This is a genomic window from Paenibacillus sp. FSL R5-0407 (genome assembly GCF_038009185.1).
Classification (GTDB): Bacteria; Bacillota; Bacilli; order Paenibacillales; family Paenibacillaceae; genus Fontibacillus; species Fontibacillus vini.
The window spans coordinates 2,628,308-2,648,082 of the sequence record NZ_JBBPAX010000001.1 but is presented as its reverse complement, the minus strand read 5'-3'; the positions used below and the strand labels follow the sequence as shown (position 1 = coordinate 2,648,082).

General features: G+C 50.4%; 19 protein-coding genes. 12 read left to right on the top strand and 7 right to left on the bottom strand.

Annotation, left to right across the window (positions count from 1 at the left end; all coding sequences use genetic code 11):
• Position 1: 1 nt before the first annotated feature.
• From nrdG to NYE70_RS12780, 4 genes are all read left to right on the top strand, one after another.
• The gene (gene nrdG / locus NYE70_RS12795; RefSeq protein WP_341046249.1) at positions 2-505 is read left to right on the top strand and encodes an anaerobic ribonucleoside-triphosphate reductase activating protein; all 504 of its coding nucleotides are present in this window, start codon (positions 2-4) and stop codon (positions 503-505) included.
• A 291-nt stretch (positions 506-796) separates the two neighbouring features.
• Positions 797-2,629, top strand: coding sequence for a heparinase II/III family protein (locus NYE70_RS12790; protein WP_341046248.1), 1,833 nt, complete (start codon positions 797-799; stop codon positions 2,627-2,629).
• A gap of 36 nt (positions 2,630-2,665) precedes the next feature.
• On the top strand, positions 2,666-3,805 hold the full coding sequence (locus NYE70_RS12785) for a glycoside hydrolase family 88 protein (RefSeq protein WP_373316839.1): 1,140 nt from the start codon (positions 2,666-2,668) through the stop codon (positions 3,803-3,805).
• 45 nt (positions 3,806-3,850) lie between these two features.
• The gene (locus NYE70_RS12780; protein WP_341046246.1) at positions 3,851-5,695 is read left to right on the top strand and encodes a DUF2264 domain-containing protein; all 1,845 of its coding nucleotides are present in this window, start codon (positions 3,851-3,853) and stop codon (positions 5,693-5,695) included.
• Positions 5,696-5,854: 159 nt separating this feature from the next.
• On the opposite strand, the gene NYE70_RS12775 is transcribed toward NYE70_RS12780, so the two are convergent.
• From NYE70_RS12775 to NYE70_RS12760, 4 genes are all read right to left on the bottom strand, one after another.
• Positions 5,855-6,706, bottom strand: coding sequence for a YitT family protein (locus NYE70_RS12775; protein WP_341046245.1), 852 nt, complete (start codon positions 6,704-6,706; stop codon positions 5,855-5,857).
• A 306-nt stretch (positions 6,707-7,012) separates the two neighbouring features.
• Positions 7,013-7,507 (bottom strand): cation:proton antiporter regulatory subunit, encoded by a 495-nt coding sequence (locus tag NYE70_RS12770; RefSeq protein ID WP_211025663.1) that lies wholly within the window; start codon positions 7,505-7,507, stop codon positions 7,013-7,015.
• A 107-nt stretch (positions 7,508-7,614) separates the two neighbouring features.
• A complete protein-coding gene (locus NYE70_RS12765; protein ID WP_341046244.1) occupies positions 7,615-7,968 on the bottom strand; it encodes a hypothetical protein in 354 nt (117 codons plus the stop codon).
• Between the two features lie 628 nt (positions 7,969-8,596).
• A complete protein-coding gene (locus tag NYE70_RS12760; protein WP_341046243.1) occupies positions 8,597-9,874 on the bottom strand; it encodes an ArsB/NhaD family transporter in 1,278 nt (425 codons plus the stop codon).
• A gap of 355 nt (positions 9,875-10,229) precedes the next feature.
• Here NYE70_RS12760 and NYE70_RS12755 point away from each other — a divergent pair, with 355 nt between their 5' ends.
• The 7 genes from NYE70_RS12755 (at position 10,230) to NYE70_RS12725 (ending at position 14,988) form a co-directional block, all read left to right on the top strand.
• Complete coding sequence (locus tag NYE70_RS12755; protein ID WP_211025669.1) at positions 10,230-10,526, top strand: hypothetical protein; 297 nt, start codon at positions 10,230-10,232, stop codon at positions 10,524-10,526.
• A gap of 60 nt (positions 10,527-10,586) precedes the next feature.
• Positions 10,587-11,261 carry a PspA/IM30 family protein gene (locus tag NYE70_RS12750; protein WP_211025672.1) on the top strand — a complete coding sequence of 225 codons (675 nt, stop codon included), beginning with the start codon at positions 10,587-10,589 and terminating at the stop codon, positions 11,259-11,261.
• Positions 11,261-11,785 carry a PspC domain-containing protein gene (locus tag NYE70_RS12745; RefSeq protein ID WP_341046240.1) on the top strand — a complete coding sequence of 175 codons (525 nt, stop codon included), beginning with the start codon at positions 11,261-11,263 and terminating at the stop codon, positions 11,783-11,785. The genes NYE70_RS12750 and NYE70_RS12745 overlap by 1 nt, the downstream gene beginning before the upstream one ends.
• Positions 11,786-11,788: 3 nt before the next feature.
• The gene (locus tag NYE70_RS12740) at positions 11,789-12,490 is read left to right on the top strand and encodes a PspA/IM30 family protein (protein ID WP_213655887.1); all 702 of its coding nucleotides are present in this window, start codon (positions 11,789-11,791) and stop codon (positions 12,488-12,490) included.
• Positions 12,491-12,601: 111 nt separating this feature from the next.
• The gene (liaF, locus tag NYE70_RS12735) at positions 12,602-13,252 is read left to right on the top strand and encodes a cell wall-active antibiotics response protein LiaF (RefSeq protein ID WP_211025676.1); all 651 of its coding nucleotides are present in this window, start codon (positions 12,602-12,604) and stop codon (positions 13,250-13,252) included.
• 19 nt (positions 13,253-13,271) lie between these two features.
• Positions 13,272-14,360 carry a sensor histidine kinase gene (locus NYE70_RS12730; protein ID WP_341046238.1) on the top strand — a complete coding sequence of 363 codons (1,089 nt, stop codon included), beginning with the start codon at positions 13,272-13,274 and terminating at the stop codon, positions 14,358-14,360.
• Positions 14,338-14,988 carry a response regulator gene (locus tag NYE70_RS12725; protein ID WP_435530092.1) on the top strand — a complete coding sequence of 217 codons (651 nt, stop codon included), beginning with the start codon at positions 14,338-14,340 and terminating at the stop codon, positions 14,986-14,988. The genes NYE70_RS12730 and NYE70_RS12725 overlap by 23 nt, the downstream gene beginning before the upstream one ends.
• 46 nt (positions 14,989-15,034) lie before the next feature.
• Here NYE70_RS12725 and NYE70_RS12720 read toward each other — a convergent pair whose 3' ends face one another.
• The 3 genes from NYE70_RS12720 to NYE70_RS12710 are packed head-to-tail and all read right to left on the bottom strand — an operon-like array spanning position 15,035 to position 18,766.
• Complete coding sequence (locus NYE70_RS12720; RefSeq protein WP_341046237.1) at positions 15,035-16,183, bottom strand: Ger(x)C family spore germination protein; 1,149 nt, start codon at positions 16,181-16,183, stop codon at positions 15,035-15,037.
• On the bottom strand, positions 16,180-17,676 hold the full coding sequence (locus tag NYE70_RS12715; protein WP_341046236.1) for a spore germination protein: 1,497 nt from the start codon (positions 17,674-17,676) through the stop codon (positions 16,180-16,182). The genes NYE70_RS12720 and NYE70_RS12715 overlap by 4 nt, the downstream gene beginning before the upstream one ends.
• A complete protein-coding gene (locus NYE70_RS12710; RefSeq protein ID WP_341046234.1) occupies positions 17,666-18,766 on the bottom strand; it encodes an endospore germination permease in 1,101 nt (366 codons plus the stop codon). Before NYE70_RS12710 ends, NYE70_RS12715 begins: the two co-directional genes overlap by 11 nt.
• A 128-nt stretch (positions 18,767-18,894) precedes the next feature.
• Between NYE70_RS12710 and NYE70_RS12705 the strand changes: the two genes are divergently transcribed.
• Positions 18,895-19,710 carry a YwmB family TATA-box binding protein gene (locus NYE70_RS12705; protein WP_341046233.1) on the top strand — a complete coding sequence of 272 codons (816 nt, stop codon included), beginning with the start codon at positions 18,895-18,897 and terminating at the stop codon, positions 19,708-19,710.
• Positions 19,711-19,775 lie beyond the last annotated feature (65 nt).

Below are 19,775 nucleotides of genomic sequence, written 5' to 3'. Positions count from 1 at the left end.
TATGTATATCGCGGATTATAAAAGATTTGACGTTATCAATGGAAGAGGACTCCGGCATTCGATTTTTACATCAGGCTGTACGCATCACTGCAAGGGCTGTTTTAATGCGGCTACATGGAACTTTAATTACGGGAAGCCTTATACGGAAGAACTGGAAGAACAGATCATTGGCGATTTGAATATGCCGGATGTTCAGATTACCGGCTTGTCCATATTGGGCGGAGAACCGTTTCAGAATGTTGATGGACTGCTGCGGCTTGCTTCCAGGGTTCGCAACGAATGCAGCGGCAAGGATATCTGGGTCTGGTCCGGTTATACGTTCGAAGAGATTATCGCGGACGATAACAAACGGAAGCTGCTATCTTGTTGCGACGTGCTTATCGACGGAAAGTTCATCCTGGAACAGCGTAATCTGAAGTTAAAGTGGAGGGGCTCCAACAATCAACGCGTGATCGACGTGAAAGAAAGCTTGCGAACAAAGCAGGCTGTACTAATACCCCTATAATCAGAAATATACACAGCCCTCGTCTTGAAGTTCAAGGCGGGGGCTGTTAGGTTTTAGGATTCCGTCGTCGCGGCTAGCGTCATTTCGATCATTCCCGTGCTGGTCGGATCCACGGCTCGGGATTTTTCTGAAATGCGGGATATCGAACTACTTAAACTGATATAAACTGTATTTTGGGTGCGAAAAGTTCAGTATCATATCTAAATGTTCACTATGAACATTTGGGTGGTTTCGTTATGATAGAGGGGAGATAGATTAAAGAGTCAAAGTACAAGAAAAGGGAGCAGCGCGATGGACATCACCAGGCTTGCGGAGCTTGTAAGGAACATGACGCCTGCCGGTCCGGAATTGTATTATCCGGGAGGGGACGGAGTGACGTTCTGGAACATGGTACGAAGCAGCGGGGATTACGCGGCGGATGTTGCCGAGATCACGTCGGAGGGGGAGCGACTGCTCGCCGCTCCGGCCGAGGAACTGACCTATTCGTTGTTTTCGCTGTTTACAAAGCAGGGCTCAAGACTTGAATACGAGTCGGTATATTTCGAAAAAAGAAGGCGGTTGGGGACGTTTGCGATCCTGTCGCTGCTGGAGCCGGAGTGTGAGCGTTATGAGGCAGCCTTGCTGGATGCGGTCTGGTCGATTTGCGGCGAAGTGACCTGGTGCTTGCCGGCTCATCTCGACAACGATGAGTCGCTCGGGAAGGCCATCGATTTATTCTCGGCAGAGACCGGCTTTACGCTGGCGGAGCTTCGCCTGCTGCTCGGCGAACGGCTGCCGCCGATGCTCCGCGCGGTGATCGGAGAGCTGGTGAATGAGCGGCTGTTCCAGCCTTTTCTGGAGAACGGTCCTTATAGCTGGAAAGAGGCGGAGCATAATTGGTCGGCGGTTTGCGCCGGTTCGATCGGCTCTGCTGCGCTTTTATTGCTTCATGAAAAGCATGATATTGAACGGCTGGTTCGGATACTGGAGAAGACGCAGCGCAGTATGGGCTTTTATTTACGGGGCTTCGGCGATGACGGCGCTTGTCTGGAAGGCTTAAGCTACTGGAATTACGGATTCGGTTATATCGTTTATTACTCCGATTTGCTATCGAAGCGCAGCGGGGGCAAGCTGGACTGGTTCAGCGAGGAGAAAGTCCGCCGGATTGCCGGTTTTCAACAAAAGTGTTTCCTTGGCGGCAACGCGGTCGTCAATTTTTCGGATGCGTTGCCGCATTCGAGTGTCCAGCTTGGATTGTCGAGGTATCTTGCAGCCAAGTATGAGGAGGTCCAATCTCCGCCGGTATCGCTGCGCGCCGATTTCCGTGAGGATCATTGCAGCCGCTGGGCCCCGGCACTCCGCAATCTGCTTTGGCGCGGCCTTGCGGAAGATTGCGCCGATTGGGGCCCCGGCGATTTCTGGCTTGAAGATGCCGGCTGGCTGATCTCCCGTGCGGACACGGAAGCAGGAACTTTTGGCTTCGCCGCCAAAGGCGGGCACAATGACGAGCCGCACAACCATAACGATCTGGGCCAGTTTATTTTGGCTGGCGGGGGCGACTTTTTTCTGTCCGATCTCGGATGCGGTGAATATACGAAGGACTATTTTCGGGAAGCCGGGTATGTTTATGACTGCAACGGTTCGCAGGGACATTCCGTCCCGATCATCGACGGCGTGCTCCAGTCCGAAGGCCGCGGCCAAGCCGCAACGATTCTGGAGCAGTTGATCAGCGATGCTGAAAGCAGGCTGGCGGTGGAGCTATCCGCAGCTTATATCTGCGAAGGGCTGGAGTCGTTCACGAGATCTTGGGTTTGGCGCAAGACGGCGTTACCTGAATTGGAAATGCAGGATGTTTATCGGTTTGCCAGTGCCCCGCAGCGCTTGATGGAACGCTTCATTTCGCTGATCAAGCCTGCGGAATCGGAGACAGCGGGGGTATTACTCTTTGCCTTCGGCTCCATGGGTCAGGAGCTGCATTATGATTTCGAACGCCTACGGACTGAGGTGAACGAGATCACCTTCCGCAATCATTTCGGGGAGGACACCGTTTACTATGCGCTGGACTTCCATCTGAAGAAGCCTGAGGCGAATACGGAATTGGAGATATTGTTCAAATTCAAATTTACAAATATCAATATAAGTTGAATAAAGTTCATCATATTTTGCGAAGCGGAGGAACTGATGCAAATGGCAAAGAAGTTGGCATGGGTGAACGAGGCTTGGAATCAATCCCTGAACAAGACGCTGCGGAATACGGCGAGAATCGGCTCGAACTTTCCGCACGCAAGTAAGGGCGGAGTCTATGATCTGGCCGAACCCGAATGGTGGACCGCCGGATTCTGGCCGGGCCTGCTATGGCTGCTGTATAACGGGAGCGGCAAGGAGGAGCTCAAGCTCATTGCCGAGGAATGCGAGGCTAAGCTGGACCGCGTTCTGGACGCTTATGTCCGGCTGGATCATGATCTCGGCTTCATGTGGACGCTGACCAGCGTAGCGAACTACACATTGACCGGCAATGAGGAATCCCGGGTCAGAGCGCTCAAGGCGGCCAATTACCTTGCCGCCCGCTTTAATCTGAAGGGCCGCTATATTCGGGCCTGGAATCCATGGTCGGAAGGAGAGCGGAACGAAGGCGTGGCCATCATCGATTGCTGCATGAATATGCCGCTCTTGTTCTGGGCCTCCAGGGTTAGCGGAGATCCGCGCTTTGCCCATATTGCAGAGGCGCATCTGGATACGGTCGTACAGCATTTTATCCGCAAGGATGGCTCCGTCTACCATATCATTAATTTCGATCCGGTGACGGGCGACAAGGTGGAAGGGCTGGGAGGACAAGGGTATGCTCCGGAATCGGCCTGGTCCCGCGGCGCAGCCTGGGCCATTTACGGACTGACCCTTGCCTATCAACATACTGGCAAGCACGACTACCTGACCGCCGCGATGAGAGCGGCCCATTTCTTCCTCAGTCGTTTGCCGGAAGATCACGTGCCCGCTTGGGATTTCCGCGCGCCGGAGGAGCTTCGGCAGCTGCGCGACACGTCGGCCGCTTCCTGCGCGGCAAGCGGCCTCATTTTGCTGGCGCAGATGCTTGACGGCCAAGAGGATGCAGGAGTCTATTTTGCCGCAGGGGAGCGCATCCTCAAATCGCTGTACGAAAATTACGGCGATTGGGAGAATCCGGCGGAGGAAGGTCTTCTGCTTCATGGGACCAGCCATTATCCGCAGGGATCTAATGTGGATGTACCCCTCATTTACGGCGACTACTATTTTGTCGAAGGACTTGCCCGCCTGAAAGGCTGCGGACCGTTTTACTGGGAATAAGCAAGGGAATGCTAGGCGACTAGATGAAGGAGAGGACGTGGCTCCATGGAAGGCATTTTGAAATCGATCGAACATAATCCGCTGGACAGTAAGCAGGATCTCCAAGATGCGCTTGGACAGCTCGTAAGACCGCTTAAACCACTGTATGCTGCAGGAGGAAGCCGGCTCCCGATCAAAGGGAGCAGTGCCGGATACGGAGAAGAGATTGCCGGTATGGAGGGGTTCTCCCGCATTCTTTGGGGGATCGTCCCGCATTTGGCGGGAGGCGGCACGGACGAATTGTGGGAGGACTGCTTGCGGGGAATCATCAGCGGAACCGATCCGGAACATAAAGATTATTGGGGAGACGTAGGAGATTACGATCAACGTCTGGTGGAGATGGCTGTTCTCGGCATGGCGCTTAGTATGATTCCGGAGCGGATCTGGGAGCCGCTTGAGGAGCGGCAGCGCCGCAATTTGTATAACTGGCTGAACACGATCAATTCCCACCCTTGCCATGATTGTAACTGGCTTTTCTTTCATGTCATGGTCAATATGGGCTTTTACAAGACGGGCCAACGGTACGACAAGGTTCAAATGGAGAAAAACCTGCAGCGCATTGAGCAGTTTTATCTTGGCTGCGGATGGTATAGCGATGGGGAGGGAGGACATAGCGACTACTATGTGCCATTTGCGATCCATTACTATGGCTTGGTCTACTCCAAGCTTATGGAGAAGGAAGATCCGGAACGCTGCCTGCGATTTAAGGAACGAGCAAAACAATTTGCCGGAGATTTCATTCAATGGTTTTCGTCCGACGGGGCCGCTCTCGCCTACGGGCGCAGCATGACGTACCGTTTCGCCCAGTCCGCCTTCTGGAGCGCATTTGCCTACGCGGAGGCCTGGACCGATACCTTCACTCCGGGCGTGGTGAAGGGACTTATCCTGCGTAATTTGCGCTGGTGGTTCAAGCAGCCGATCTTTGACGCCGGCGGCGTTCTGACGGTCGGCTATGCTTATCCCAATCTGGTGATGGGGGAGAACTATAATTCGCCGGGCTCTCCATACTGGGCATTGAAGACGTTTCTGGTGCTTGCCCTGGAGGATTCGGAGCGTTTTTGGAGCGAGCCGGAGCAGGAATTGCCCTCATTACCTGCTTTGTCCGTCCAAAGAGAACCTCACCTGGTGCTGTGCCGCCAGAAAAGCACCGGACATGTCACCGCCTTTAATGCCGGTCATTTGTCGTCGAATGAGCATACCCACACCTCGGCCAAATATGAGAAGTTTGCTTACTCTTCGGCGTTCGGCTTCAGCGTGCCGAGAGCGGAATGGGGGCTCGGCCAAGCAGCCATGGACTCGATGCTCGGGCTCAGTGAACGTGACAATTTGTACCGCGTCCGCCGCAAGAATGAGGAAACCTGGATTCGCGGCCATGTCTTGTACGCAAGGTGGCTGCCTTGGTCCAATGTAGAGGTTGAGACCTGGATCGTCGCGGGCTTGCCGTGGCATGTTCGGATTCACCGGATCACGACCGGTCGCAGCCTGGATGCCGCCGAAGGCGGGTTTGCGCTGGGCTTGCAGGAAGAGCAGGGCGTGAAGGTGAACGGGCAGGATGTACGAGCGGTCAACGCTACGGGCCATTCGGGAATTCACTGCCTTCTAGGTTATGACGAAGGTCTGATCGTATATCCGAATGCGAATACCAACCTGCTGCATCCGCGCACAGTTCTCCCGACGTTAGTGGCCGCGCTGGAGCCGGGAACCCATATACTCGCGGCGGCCGTATACGGTCAGCCGGGGAGCGGTGAGGGACCGGAGCTTGAGGAAGCGCTGCAAGGGCTGGGAGTAACCGTGGAGCCTGGCACGGTGGTAATCAAACTGGAAGATGGAGAAGCTCTGCGAATTGGGTAAATAGTCCGAAGGCTGAAACGTGACAGATCTGGATTTCTCTTCAATAATGCAAAACAACAAACGTCCCCGATCCCGCCGGAATTGATCCGGCAGGTGTCGGGGACTTTTTGCGTTTAATCATAAAGCAAAAAAGGAGGCATGAAAATGATGGTACAAATCTCAAGAACGGATGGAAATTTCGCTGTCCGGATCGCAATTTTTCACGATCGCTTTAAGACGAGGCATTTCCCATCGATGGCATTTGTATTCCAGCATCTGGGGGACGCCGTTGCTTGGAGCTTCTCCGACATAAGCAGCGCGGCGGTTTAGATAGCGCGCCAGCGCAGTTTGGATCTCGGCGCATTCCCGGCTTTCAATCTGGACCAGGACGTTTAGTTTTAAGCCAAACAGCGGTATTTTCACCGATTCATAAGCGAGAATATAGGCGGTTACCGAATATACGGCTTGTTCAAAGCCAAAGTGAAACCCGGCGGCTAGCAGGATGAAGCAGTTCAGCATCATCAACATTCCCTCCGGCGACAGACTCTTTCGTTTAAGGGAACGAAACCTTTCGGCGGCCTTCTCAGCCGTATCGAGGGCGCCTCCAAAACGCAAAGCTAGGCCTAGACCGAGCCCCAGCGAAAGACCGCCGATCAAAGCGGCAAGGAGCGGATCGCCCATGAGCGCCGGATATGGATGCAGCAGTATCGTACCTATTGAGAATACAAGCAGTCCGCACACCGTAAATATTGCAAAGGAAGCATCGATATTTTTGCGTGCCAACACAAGTAACGGCAGGTTCAGCAGGAACAAGAACAGGCCAAGCCTCATTTCCGTCGTTAGGGCAAACAGCGCGGATAAGCCGGTCACCCCGCCTACCACGATGCCATGCGGCATAAGAAACAGTTCCAATCCAGCAGCGGCAAGCAAGGCTCCGGCGATGATGCCGGCCAGTCTGAGTAAAAAGGGATATATCCGCCATGGATATCGGCGGTCGTGCATTGGAGATTCGGCCGTGAGTTTGTTTTTCAAGCTCACTCCCCCTTTCCAAGGGTAACGAAATTTGTGGAAGCCGAATTCTTCGATCTCTTTGACGTACTTCGTTTCGGCAAATCAACAGAATCAGGAGAAGAGCGCCGATCGCTTCGGCGACGGGAATGGCACAGTGCGGTTAAACATGAGAAACGCGGATATGGTTTATAAGAGGACTCCAAGCGCTAAGTTGACTCCGATAAATGCGGACGGGCCGATTCGGATAAGAAAAACGAAGTTTTAATAGAGATTAGCCTGGCGACCGCAATGAGGGCGACCGCCAGACCAAGTATGATATAAATTCAATCAAACACTGCCATTGAGCAGAATATGTCTGATTTGTTGTTGATGCAGGCGTTCTCCGATTACGACAACCGTAGCGTTAGCCGTAAGCATCAAATCCGCACCCGGATTGACGTGCTTCTTCTGGTTATTCTCGATCACAGCGATGATGGTCGCACCGGACCGCTGGCGAATTCTCAGTTCACCTATAGTTTTGCCGATAGCTTTAAAATTCGATTCAAGACGATACGATTCGATAATAAGACCGCCTAGCGCAACTTCAATATTTTCAAGGGCGGTTGGTTGGTAGGTTACGCCTCCGACAATCGCCGACACGTATCTTGCTTCGTCATCATCCAACACAATCTTACGAGTACGGTCATCAGGATTTTCTTCATCATAATGATACATTTCCCGTCGGCCGTCATCATGAATGATGATTGCCAATTTTTCACCGCTGCGCGTTTGGACAACAAATTTTTTACCTATGCCCGGCAAATCCGTTTCTTTGAGATTCATTAGCTTCAAGCCTCCAGAGTTCATAGTAACCATTCCCGATAGGGTTTGGATAATAATGCCGGAAATTCACCGGCCCAGGCCTAATAAGACTGCGTAGGCAGCCAATATCAAGCCACGAACATACTCGTAAATTTGATCGGCATGAGTACAATACGTTTCTTAAACAGGTAAAAGAACGGGCGAAGAAAAACCCGCGGAATGACAAGCGTTAGTAGTGCCAATACATAGGCTGCCAGAAATGAAGATGGAGCTCTGTCAATAAATAGCTTGCCCTGATGCGAAGAATTAAGACGAAGAGTTACCTTGTAGGAACGATTGCTCTGCTCTGTATCAAATGCATCCTTTCCCATATTCTCGGATACCCCGGGAGTCAAAGAAAGAACGGGAAGGGACAAAAACATGAAGCAGGTCAGAAACGCAATAACCAGTACTGTGGCTACCTTTGGGATCCGCTTCCTCATGTTTATCCCTCCCTTTGAATTATAGTTACTTACTTCAAAGGATAGCATACAATGCCTTTTATCTCAAAGAATTTAAGACTTTATAGAGGTAGTTAAAAAGTCATCTTTTGATCACGAAGCACTTCAAGCAGCATATTCGACATCGAATCTTGAATTCACAAGGGCCTTCCGGTGCTCACGTAGGTTTTGCCTACGCTCCGCTCCTCAGTCCCTTCTTCATCCAACCTTCTCGGTGCTGAAAAGTCGACTTTTGAACACAGATTGAAAGAGGTAGTTAAAAAGTCATCTTTTGATCACGAAGCGCTTCAGGCTGTATATCCGGCATCGAATCTTGAATTCAGGAGAGCCTTCCGGTGCTCACGTAGGTTTTGCCTACGCTCCGCTCCTCAGTCCCTCCTTCATCCAACCTTCTCGGTGCTGAAAAGTCGACTTTTTGAACACAGATTGAAAGAGGTAGTTAAAAAGTCATCTTTTGATCACGAAGTGTCTCAGGCTGCATATCCGGCATCGAATCTTGAAATCAGGAGGGCCTTCCGGTGCTCACGTAGGTTTTGCCTACGCTCCGCTCCTCAGTCCCTTCTTCATCCAACCTTCTCGGTGCTGAAAAGTCGACTTTTCCATTCCAATTTTAAAAGTAGCGAATCAAAATATAAACACTTGCTATCGCAACGGATAGCAGCATTAGCGGAAAACCGTATTTTAAGAATTTCATAAAGCTAATCGGTTCTCCCTCCTTGGCGGACATGCCGGCAGCGATCAGGTTGGCGCTCGCTCCAATCAGCGAGCCGTTACCGCCGAGGCAGGCGCCTAGTGCCAAGCTCCACCAAAGCGGCTCTAGGTTGTTGATCCCCATGCTTCCCATGTCCTGAATCATCGGAATCATCGTGGCCACAAACGGTATGTTATCCAGAAAAGCGGAGGCTATAGCGCTCAGCCACAATATGAGCATCGAAGTAAACAGCGGGTCTCCCCCGGTTAAATCGATAGCCCGCTCCGCCAACTGCTTGATGGTTCCGGTTTCGATCAGTCCGCCTACAAGCACGAACAGTCCCACGAAGAAAAAGATCGTCGGCCATTCCACGGTTCGGAAAGCTCTTTCCATCACATGTTCGCCTGTAAGCAACAGAAGGAGAAAAGCTCCGGCCAAGGCTACGGTTGCGGATTCCAAGTGGAAGGTTTGATGCATGAAAAATCCAATCAGGGTGAGCCCCAGAATCGTCAGGCATTTCACCAAAAGCTTCCGGTCCGAAATCAGCCCATTCAGGCTCATTTTCATCATGCCCTCGCGAAGTGCGTTTGAGGTTTTCAAGCCTTTCCGGAAAATCAGAATGAAGAGCGGCAATGTCACCGCTAAAATCAGAATGGCAACCGGAGCCAGATTTTGCAGGAACGCCATGAAGGTCAGTTCTTTTACGGCACTGCCGATCATAATGTTCGGCGGATCCCCGATCAGCGTAGCTGTACCTCCGATATTGGAGGCGATAACCAATGCGAAAACGTATGGAAAAGGTTTTACTTTCAACTGGCGAGTAATGCTGAATGCCACAGGCACCATTAAAATAATGGTCGTGACGTTATCGAGAAAGGCTGACCCTACCGCTGTAATGAGGGCGAGAAGCCACAAAATCGTAAGAGGATTACCTTTGGCCTTTTTGGCCGTCCAAATCCCTATATAGTTGAAGAGACCCGTTTCCGCCGTCGTATTGACGATAATCATCATCCCGATCAGCAATCCGAGCGTATTGAAATCAATGTGGTGGATGGCCGTTTCCTGATCAATGATGCCCAGCACGATCATCAGTACGGCTCCGACCATGGCTAGCAGTGTCCGATGAATCTTCTCTGAGATAATAAGTGCATAAGTAAGCAAAAAGATGGCGATTGCCCAAATAGCTTGATGTTCCATATTACTCCTCCTCGGTTGTGTAAACAGCAATTCGGACTACTTTATAGATTGCCATGAAGGGGCGTAATTATGCTATATAAGCCTGAAAATAGGCAAAAAGAGCCCCCATCATGGCAGGCTCCTCCGATAACTGTCGTTTTCTATTGTTTTCAGTGCATTTATCATTATATTATGGGCTTTTTGAAAAGTAAAGACTGAAAGCCCGGAGCAGGCGGAATCGCCTGTCTATCCTGAGGCGGAACCTTACCTCGACTTTGGTCTAGGTTCAAAAACCGTCCCCGGTCCGTTTTGAAGAAACCCATTCAGGCCTAAAATAGAGTCATAAGGTTGAACAAATGAGAGGCGGTGATAAACAATGAGAACAAATCGGCCCAATGGTTTTGCGATAATACTTATTGCCCTTGGCGTTCTGATTCTGCTGGGCAAATTGACTCCGTTCCTGGGTAGCCTGTTCGGCTTGGTACTCGCGATAGCGATGATCGCTCTTGGCTACTATGGAATAAAGCGCGGAAATGCGTTTTTCGGGTGGATCGTTCTGTTCCTGGGGATTATATCCTTGATCTCCAAGCTGGCTTGGCTGATCGTTCCGGTGCTCGGAATTGGATTGATCGTATACGGGATTTCCTCCCTCAAAGGCAAGCGGGGTTACTGATCATATATACGAATACATTTGATAGAAGAATAGCCGAAAGGTTAGGAGGGACAAAAGAGCATGAGTGTATTTCGCCGAGTACGGGATATTACAGTAGCAAACTTGAATGAACGCCTGGAACAATCACAGGATCCGGTACGCTTGATCGACCAATTCCTGATCGAGACCCGCCAGGAAATTGCGGAAGCCGAGAAGCTTCATCATCAATACGCCGGTCACACCAAACAACTGAAACAGCAGGTGGATCAGGCGACGACTATGCGGAACAAGCGTGAGGAACAGGCGCTGCTTGCCCTGAAGGCAGGTGAAGAACATCTAGCCAAGCTTGCGCTGCAGGAGAAGATGTTATACGACGAAAAAATCGAGCAGTATACCGATCTTTACACGCAGAGTTTGGAGTCGCTTCAGGAACTTGAACATCAGCTTCATGAGCTGAAGACCGAATATCAGGTGGTCTACAGCAAACGGCAGTACTATTACGCCAGAATGGAAACTCTTCGTTTGCAGCAGCGGATGAACCAGCGGATGAACGGATACGGGACACAAGACGTTCCGAAAATGTTCAATCGTCTGGAGGACCGGGTATCCGATATGGAATGGGAGGCCCGGAGCTTACGCGATTTGCGCAAAGCAGGTCAGGACTTCGTAAACCAGGCCGGATCCGCGATCCAATCGACTCTGGAACAGGAGCTCTCCCGTTTGAAGCAGAAGCTGAATAACAAAGGAGAGGAGTAATGAAGATGGGGAGTTTATACCGTTCCAGAAGGGATAGATGGTTTACCGGTCTGCTAGGCGGACTGGGCGAATACTTCGGAATCAGCTCTACGGCGCTGCGGATCTTGACGATCATCAGCGTGCCGTTCACGGGTGGGACGACGATCTTCATATACCTGATTGCATCGCTTGTCATTTCAAAAGAGCCCTATGAACCATTCGATCCATACTTTCATAACAACGGTTGGAATGGCAATGGAGGTGCAGGCGGTTACGGCGGCGGAATGCCGGGTGGTCCGGGATACGGATGGGGCCCGCAGCGTCCCCCGCAGCCTCCATTTAGAGGCAACGCCCATGGTGCCAACCAACCTTACGGAAACAACAATCCATACAACGGCAACGTAAATGCCGGGAATTCCGGATTTAACGGGGCGGAGGCCTCCAATCTGGATTCCATGATGCAAGATATCGAAAAGAAAGCCATGAAAAAAGAACTGGAAGAGCTTCGTAAAAAGCTTTCCAACTATGAGAAGGGAGAAGTGTAAACAATGGGAGTATTCAAAAGAATTAAAGATATCACGAAGGCATCTGTCAATGACATGTTGGATAAGGTAGAGGATCCAATCGTAATGCTTAACCAATACCTGCGCGATATGGAGGCAGAAATCCGTGACGCCGAGGTAACCGTAGCTAAACAAATGGCTAATGAACGCAGAATGAAGCAGCGTCTTGATGAAGCTATCCGTATTTCCAGCCAAAGAGAGGCGCAAGCCGAAATCGCTCTGAGAAACGGGCAGGAAGAAGTAGCACGCAAGCTGCTTGAAGAAAAAATTCACTTCGATCAAAAGCAAGCGGAATTCAGCGATTTGCATACTCAATCCGAGGCGCAAGCCAATGAGTTGAAACAGCAGCTCCATGAAATGAAGGATGAGTTCTACAAACTGCGCAACAAACGTAACGAGCTGGTAAGCCGTGCGCAAATGGCTAAGGCTAGAAAGCAAATGTCCCAAATCAGCACGCTGCACTCGATCGAAAGCGGCAACGCTTCGCTCGGATTCCACCGGATGGAAGAGAAAATCATGCAGTTGGAAGCTGAGGCGGAAGTGTCCGGCGCAGTCTACCGGGGTACAACACCTTCGACTTATATCAGCCCGGCCGATGCCGAAAAGCAGTTGAAAGTAGATGCTCAGCTCGAAGCTTTGAAAGCTAAACTGAGCCCGGCTGAGAAACGCGAAGAAAGCGCGGAGTAACAGCTACACAGTAAGTAGGACAATGTGTTATGCTAGACCATGGTAAAGCCATGCGGTATGGATTCCATACCGTTATGGCTTTTCCAACTTATGACCGGCAGGAGGTGCGGCATGGATAAGCGGAAAAGGTTCCTCGCCATCGGATTGATCGGACTTGGCCTTTTGATGATTTTCGGCAACTGGCTGAGTTTTTTAACCATCGTCGCCCTATTTGTTTTAGGATACGGAATCTACAAGGTTCGCCAAGGGGAAGAGGTCAAAACGGGATACATTTTAATGGCCGTAGGCGGAGGGTTGATCCTGCTGGATCATTTTATGTTGGTCGTTGCGATTCTCATGGTCTCGTTAGGCTTATATTATGCAAAAATTCGCAAAACACAACCCCAGGGCAATTATATGCAAAAGCAGAGCATCACGTCGAGCATTCACTGGGATCGTGATCCTTGGACTTTGAGAAATACAAGCATGTGGCACATCTTGGGGGAAATTGACATCGATATGTCACTTTCCATTATGGAGGGCACAAACAACATCCTCATGTTTCAGGGGATTGTCGGCGATATTGATCTGGCCGTGTCCGAGGATTATGGTGTCGAGATCGAAGCGTTCGTATTGTTCGGACAGATTGAGTTTGGTCATGACCGGGAAACGGGAATGTTGAACCGGTTATACTGGAAATCGCCGAATTATGAAGAGCGCGACCAAAAAGTGAAAATTATCATTTCCTATTTAGTGGGAGATGTAGATATACGATTAATTTAAGTCGGGAGGATCGCTCCGCATGAAGAATAAAAGACCTGGGAACATGGTTTCCCGAAGTATGCGGGAGGGGATTCTCCTGTGCTTTGTTTTACTGGCCGTTATTGTGTATGTTCTATATACATATGGATATTTCAAGCCGTCAACCAGTTGGAGAACGGGGATTCAGGCCGGATTGACGCTGCTGACCCTGCTGCTCAGCGTTGGAGCGGCTTTTGGTTTCTTTCAGGGATACCGTCAGAAGCGGAAGATTGATCTATTGCGGAATGCTTTGCTTCAATGGGAAAAGGGCAATCAGACCGGAACGGTGCCGAAGCTTGGCGTCGATGAGATCGGGGGGCTTGGGGAGCAACTGGAGCGGATCGGCAAGCGTTGGGAAGAGCAGGTGAGCTCGCTGCAGCGGCTCTCCACACATAACGCGCAGCTTGCAGAGCAGGCCAGAGTTTCGGCGATCGTGGAGGAAAGGCAAAGGCTTGCCCGAGAGCTTCATGATGCGGTATCCCAGCAGTTGTTCGCGATTTCCATGACGGCTACGGCCGTAGGACGAACGCTGGATAAAGACTTCGACAAGGCCCAGCGCCAGGTCGAATTGATCGAAGAGATGGCCTCTGTGGCCCAATCCGAAATGAGAGCGCTGCTGCTGCATTTACGGCCCGTCTATTTGGAGGGGAAGGAGTTGTCGCAAGGCTTGCGCGAGCTTGTGAAAGAACTCAAGACCAAGGTGCCGATGGACTTGTCGCTTGAAATGGATGAGGAGCTCAATCTCGGGAAAGGAATCGAGAATCATCTGTTCCGCATCATCCAGGAGGCGATGTCCAATACGCTGCGCCATGCCAAGGCCGACAAAATGGAGATCCGGATCCACCGGAAGGGAGATACGGCGGTTAAAGTTACGCTGCGAGACAACGGAATAGGCTTTCAACTTGATGACAAGAAGCAGGCCTCCTATGGCTTGTCGACGATGCAGGAGCGGGTTCGGGAGATCGGCGGTTCGATTCAATTCATTACTGCTCCGGGCAAGGGAACGCGCATTGAAATTACGATACCGTTATTGAATGAGGAAATCGGGGGGGACGATCATCATGGAGATGGAAATGGAGAAATTGATTAAAGTGCTGCTGGTTGACGATCATGAGATGGTGCGGATCGGACTTGCAGCTGTACTGGGCACCGAGGAAGGCATTGAAGTCGTCGGAGAGGCCAGCAGCGGAGAAGAGGGAATTCGGCTGGCTCAGGAGTATAGACCTGATGTCGTTTTGATGGATTTAGTGATGGAAGGGATGGACGGCATCGAGACGACGCGGCAGTTGCTTGCGCTGTATCCGGAATGCAAGGTGATTGTATTGACCAGTTATCTCGACGACGAGAAGATGTATCCGGTTATCGAAGCCGGAGCGTTCAGCTATCTGCTGAAGACCTCCCGGGCTTCCGAAATCGCGGAAGCGATCCGTGCCGCGGCCAGAGGCCAGTCCGTATTGGAATCCCAGGTTGCTTCCAAAATGATGAACCGGTTCCGTCAACCCAAACCGGAAACCCCGGCCCATGAAGACCTCACCGAACGGGAAATGGACGTTCTTCGCTTATTGGCACAAGGCAAATCGAATCAGGATATCGCCGATGATCTGATCATTGGGATCAAGACGGTGAAGTTCCACGTTACGAACATTCTGGCCAAGCTGGGTGTCGAAGATCGTACCCAGGCTGCGATCTATGCCTACAAGAACGGCCTTGCGGAATGAAATATGAAGAAGCAGCCCGGCGGCGTATGCCAGGGTTGCTTCTTTTTTAATGATCGGACAATTTGTAGGAAGTGGCGTGTACGACCTTTAAATTAACTTCGACTTCCCCCAAATCAATTTTGGAGATGAGAGAAATCGGCTTGCCGGAGCTCAGCTGTTTCCAATTGGAATTATGTTTTCTGTACAATGTTTTCTCAAATCCGTAAATATCGATATCCTTCTGCCGGGCCTCCGCAAAAGTATTTCTTACCTCTTTAGCAACCGCAATTTGAGCTAATTCTTTGATTTTTTTAGCGTTGGCGCCGCTCTCTTTATTGACTTCTACAACATGAATCTTGGCTTTCACTTTCAATTGGGCCACAGGAACGCCTTCTTTTATCTTAAAATGAGACTTTGACTTGGAGGAAACAATATTGAGTACGACATGGTTCCCATCCGGCATGTCCAGCGTTAAGGGGTATTTAAACATATTCCTGAAGGAAGTATATCTCACTCCGTTCAATTGCTCCATATCCATGAACCCCGTGTTTTTCCCCTTTGAAATACAGAATGCCCCGTTCAGCTTCACAAGATTGATCGGTTCGCTATTATCTTTCCATACCGCATCAGTTATAGTAATCGACGGAAGCAGCGCTCTGCCTGCGGGTTCGTTAATCCCATTAATGAGTTTGATCAGTTGAATCGGCTCGATAGACGAGTATTGTTTGAAAACTTCCATGGGATCCATAAGCTCGGAATTGATCACGGAATGGTTGAGCAGCGATACGCTTGAAAGCAGCTGGCCCAGCTCCCGGTCCGTCCCAAACACCCAGGGCGTGTAGCGGAAGTCGCGGGAACGAAGGAGGCTGGCTACCGCTTCAGGTAAATGGCTCTCCAGCAATGACCTGGAGAAGACAATCGATTTCACATGAGTCCAGAGCGTGCGCTGCTGGGAGGCGGGATACAGATTGTTTAGCGCCTCCGTCATTGTCTTTCCTTCAGCCTTTCCGATCCATATTTTCGCCTTTCCGGTATTGGAAGGGGTATCCTGCTGAGATATTTCCGCGAAATCCAGCATCTGGGCATAAATCACATAATGATCCTTGATGTAATCTACGCCGAGCGCAGTGATGAAGTTGACGCTTTGTACCTCTTTGACATCCCAGCAGCCCGTGAGCAGAAGCGCCAGCATTAACAGGACGGACAATACTTTCAAGATTGGTTCCCCCTTCCCTTATTGTCTTGGGTTCGCAGATAATATGGCCTTTGTAAATCTTTATCCGCCGGCTCTTTTATAACGGCCACGAGAAAGTCCTTTTTGTTGAAGGGGGAAATAGGCGACAAATAGGGAACTCCATAACTCTCCAACGATGAAATGTACAGCACCACGGCGAAAGTTCCGATCATGAAGCCGAACATGCCTAACAAAGAAGAGAGAACCAGGATCACCAATCGTAGTTGGGAAGCGCTCCCGCTGAGCGTTTGATTGATCAGGGCGGACGCCGCTACTATCGTTATAGCCACGGTGACAATGATAGTCGGTGAAGTGATTCCGGCGCGGATCGCAGCATCTCCGATTATTAAACCCCCTACGACGGTAACTGTCTGACCCAAAGCTTTGGGCAGCCGGCGCCCGGCTTCGTTGAAGATCTCAAACAGGAACAGCATGATAAAGGTTTCGAGAGGAATCGGAAAAGGTAAACCTTGTCTCGAATTGGTGATGGTCGCCAGCAGGGGCAACGGTATTTGCTCCAGATTAAACGTCGTTAGCGCAATATAGAAGCCCGGCAGGAAGAAGGAGATTAGCAGACCTGCAATCCGCAGTATTTTTTGCAGGGATACAATAAAATAGGCCGTATTGGCGTCCTCCGGGGAAATAAGCTGATTCATCAAAGTTACGGGGGCGATAGTCGCCATCGGCGATCCGTCGACCATCACTGCGAATTTGCCTGATAACAAGGCGTCCGCGGCGTAATCAGGCCTCCCTGTGTAATCGGTTAGAGGGAATAAGGCGTGGCCTTTTTTACCCGAAACAATTGCTTCAATGAATGAGGTGCCGATAATGGCGTCCGTATCGATCCCGTTCAATCTGCTGCGGATTTCCTCCAGAATGTCGGGGTTGATTATATCCTTGATATAAAAAAGAGCAATCCGGGTTTCGCCGCGCCGCCCTTTCACCAACTGCTCGATACTTAGCGAATGGGTGCGAAGCCGCTTACGCATCAATGCAATGTTGGTCGTTAATTCCTCCGTGAAACCGTCGCGGGGACCTTTGATCGAGGATTCGGTCAAGGGCTCCTCAGGAGATCGGGCTGGAGGATTAGAGATATCAAGACTAAAGCAGGATTGCAGCTTCTCTATGAAGACAATCAGATTTCCGCTGTATATCCGATAAGCGATATCATGTAAACTGTCGATCTGCACGGGAGTCAATGGCAGGTGGTTATTGTGCTCAATCTCCGTTGGCACAGCCTCGGGATAATCCCTGAAAATGGCGGCAAGACCGGGAAGCACAAGCTGATTCAATTGCTTGAAGTCGATCATTCCAGCCGAAAATGCAAGGATCACAGGCTGGGTGTCCAAATCGGAACCTGCGGCGTTAAAACAGTGAAGCATTACGTCAGCCGAGTTCTTGAAATATTCCTTCAACAATTCTTGAGTTATGATTAGAGGTTTGCCGGGTGACCCGGATCCCGGATCATGTTTCATGAGAGGAGCCTCCTTTTTTGCGGCCGGGTATAAGAACAGCGATGGCGAGCAGCAGGGTAAAACCGCCCATCAGCATTAAATTTCCCGGGAAAATATAATGAAATATCATAAATTGAAACTGTACATCGTTGAAAACGTAATTTCCCAGCGGAATTAAGGTAATAGCCATAATTAGCAGCAGAATGAAGCGGGACTTGGGCTTCTTGAACTCCCATAAATCAGCGGCAGCAAACAGAGCGAAGGATATCCGGATAGCACTCCCGGAAAGCCACTGATATATGGAGAAAAAATCGGTTTGAGATATATACTTCCCAAATCCGGCAATTCTCCATTCTTCATAAGCGGGATACCGCTGCAACGAAGCTTCGTATGGATTGAACTCGGAGATTGCTCCAGTAAGCGGCCCGATCGTTAGGCCGGTAATGATCACGGCTAACAGGAAGAAGTGTTTCTTTTTTAGTGGTTTTTCGAGGTGCGGCTGGATGAACATAATGAGAAAAAATTCAAACAAACCGGAGCAGGCATACACCATGCCTTTCACCGGAGGCCCCCAGCCAAATTCTAGAATCGGAAATAAAAGGCTGTAGTCTTTGAACTCCACATTGGCTATTCCGACATAAAAGCCTAAAACGACAACGAGGGGGAGAAGCAGCCCCGACGCTACGGCAATGGTTTTTATACCAAGGGTTGCCCCGGCTAAACAAAGTCCGAGAAGTACAATCAGAGTGGCCCAGGTCGGGGTATAAGGCAGAAACGTATTCTTAGTCCATGTAATCGTGTCGAATAAGGTAAACCAGGCTATCGTAAAGAAATAAACGGTAAGGACCGCGCGGAACAAATAGGAGGGGAACGCTCCAAACCGGCTGCTGATCCAGATGTGCAGCGATTTACTCTGGGTCCGGTTTGAAATAAAGATGAGCAGACAAGTAAATATGCCGAATGGAAGAATGGAGAGAATGACGGAAAACCAGGCATCCCGCTTGGCGGCCTGCATCAAAGCCGGGATAACAAATACATGGTTGGTGATCCCCACGGTGAGCATAACCATCATAATGGCTTGCGATATGGAGGGCTTTGGCGATTTTATCATCTATAGGCTCCTCTCTTCGAAAATTTCAGTATATGGTATCCAAATCAAGAAAAGATATGCAGGTATAAGTTGCTCTCTATCAGGACATCCTGTTCTCATAGATTAATAGAGTAGCGGAGGAAATGAAGATGCCTATTCCGGTGAAAAAGTGGAGGAACGGATCGATCATATTGGCGGGTTGCATGCTGTTGCTGATTTTGCTGTTGGGCAGCTTGGCTAAAGACCAGGCATCCGCAGTGAAAGAAAGCGATCCCGTCGATGCTGCGGGCGCTCAGTGGGACAAACTGCTTGCTCTGGGCACCGGTTCCATTCATGAAGAAATGAAGGGTACGGTGAAATGGCAGGGGGATTGGAACACGCTGTTGGCGCCGGAAGAAGCGATAGGAGTGCTCGCCACCCGACTGGGTCTGTCCGAAGTTGATCCGGAGACAGTACAAGATCATGAGGTTTATTCCGCGTATGGCCGTTCGATGGAAATCCGCTCCAAACTAACGGTTACGCCGGTCAAAGAAGGGACCTATTATGTCATTCTTAGACTGGAGGGGGAAGGCATGGAGACATTGAAGGAAATGAAATCCGAGCAGACGGTTTCCGGAGAATCGCTTGCGGATGAGGGAGTATCCATTCACTGGAACGCGGCTTTGCAGGGGACGATGAAGCCGGAGAACGGGGGATCTCCTGATACGGGTAAAATCGTAAGCACATCGATTGAAGACAGAATGCAAGAGCTGGAGGATTATGCTGCTCATGCATTAAAAATGGGACTTGTGGAAAATTATAAAGACGCAGACACCGTCAGCCGGACTTACTACATTCCCGATCTACCATTATCCGTGATTAGCGGCGGCAAGACCGTGTCGTTGCAGATGGCCGTTCACCGCAATTCGGAAACAGGGATGGAGGAATTGTCGTTAGGCTCACCGTTGCTGACAATTGAATATTAGAGGTTGTCTTGAAAACCTGACTGTTTGAACTCGCACTATAAGTGAAGGCAATGTAAATATTAGAT

Bases quoted from the DNA above. Each gene is read 5' to 3' on its own strand.
- NYE70_RS12760 (WP_341046243.1), bottom strand. From the start codon at position 9,874: ATGGAACATCAAGCTATTTGGGCAATCGCCATCTTTTTGCTTACTTAT.
- NYE70_RS12710 (WP_341046234.1), bottom strand. From the start codon at position 18,766: ATGATAAAATCGCCAAAGCCCTCCATATCGCAAGCCATTATGATGGTT.
- NYE70_RS12750 (WP_211025672.1), top strand. From the start codon at position 10,587: ATGAGTGTATTTCGCCGAGTACGGGATATTACAGTAGCAAACTTGAAT.
- NYE70_RS12765 (WP_341046244.1), bottom strand. From the start codon at position 7,968: ATGAGGAAGCGGATCCCAAAGGTAGCCACAGTACTGGTTATTGCGTTT.
- NYE70_RS12785 (WP_373316839.1), top strand. From the start codon at position 2,666: ATGCAAATGGCAAAGAAGTTGGCATGGGTGAACGAGGCTTGGAATCAA.
- NYE70_RS12780 (WP_341046246.1), top strand. From the start codon at position 3,851: ATGGAAGGCATTTTGAAATCGATCGAACATAATCCGCTGGACAGTAAG.
- NYE70_RS12725 (WP_435530092.1), top strand. From the start codon at position 14,338: ATGGAAATGGAGAAATTGATTAAAGTGCTGCTGGTTGACGATCATGAG.
- NYE70_RS12755 (WP_211025669.1), top strand. From the start codon at position 10,230: ATGAGAACAAATCGGCCCAATGGTTTTGCGATAATACTTATTGCCCTT.
- NYE70_RS12790 (WP_341046248.1), top strand. From the start codon at position 797: ATGGACATCACCAGGCTTGCGGAGCTTGTAAGGAACATGACGCCTGCC.
- NYE70_RS12705 (WP_341046233.1), top strand. From the start codon at position 18,895: ATGCCTATTCCGGTGAAAAAGTGGAGGAACGGATCGATCATATTGGCG.
- NYE70_RS12770 (WP_211025663.1), bottom strand. From the start codon at position 7,507: ATGAATCTCAAAGAAACGGATTTGCCGGGCATAGGTAAAAAATTTGTT.
- nrdG (WP_341046249.1), top strand. From the start codon at position 2: ATGTATATCGCGGATTATAAAAGATTTGACGTTATCAATGGAAGAGGA.
- NYE70_RS12730 (WP_341046238.1), top strand. From the start codon at position 13,272: ATGAAGAATAAAAGACCTGGGAACATGGTTTCCCGAAGTATGCGGGAG.
- liaF (WP_211025676.1), top strand. From the start codon at position 12,602: ATGGATAAGCGGAAAAGGTTCCTCGCCATCGGATTGATCGGACTTGGC.
- NYE70_RS12715 (WP_341046236.1), bottom strand. From the start codon at position 17,676: ATGAAACATGATCCGGGATCCGGGTCACCCGGCAAACCTCTAATCATA.
- NYE70_RS12740 (WP_213655887.1), top strand. From the start codon at position 11,789: ATGGGAGTATTCAAAAGAATTAAAGATATCACGAAGGCATCTGTCAAT.
- NYE70_RS12745 (WP_341046240.1), top strand. From the start codon at position 11,261: ATGAAGATGGGGAGTTTATACCGTTCCAGAAGGGATAGATGGTTTACC.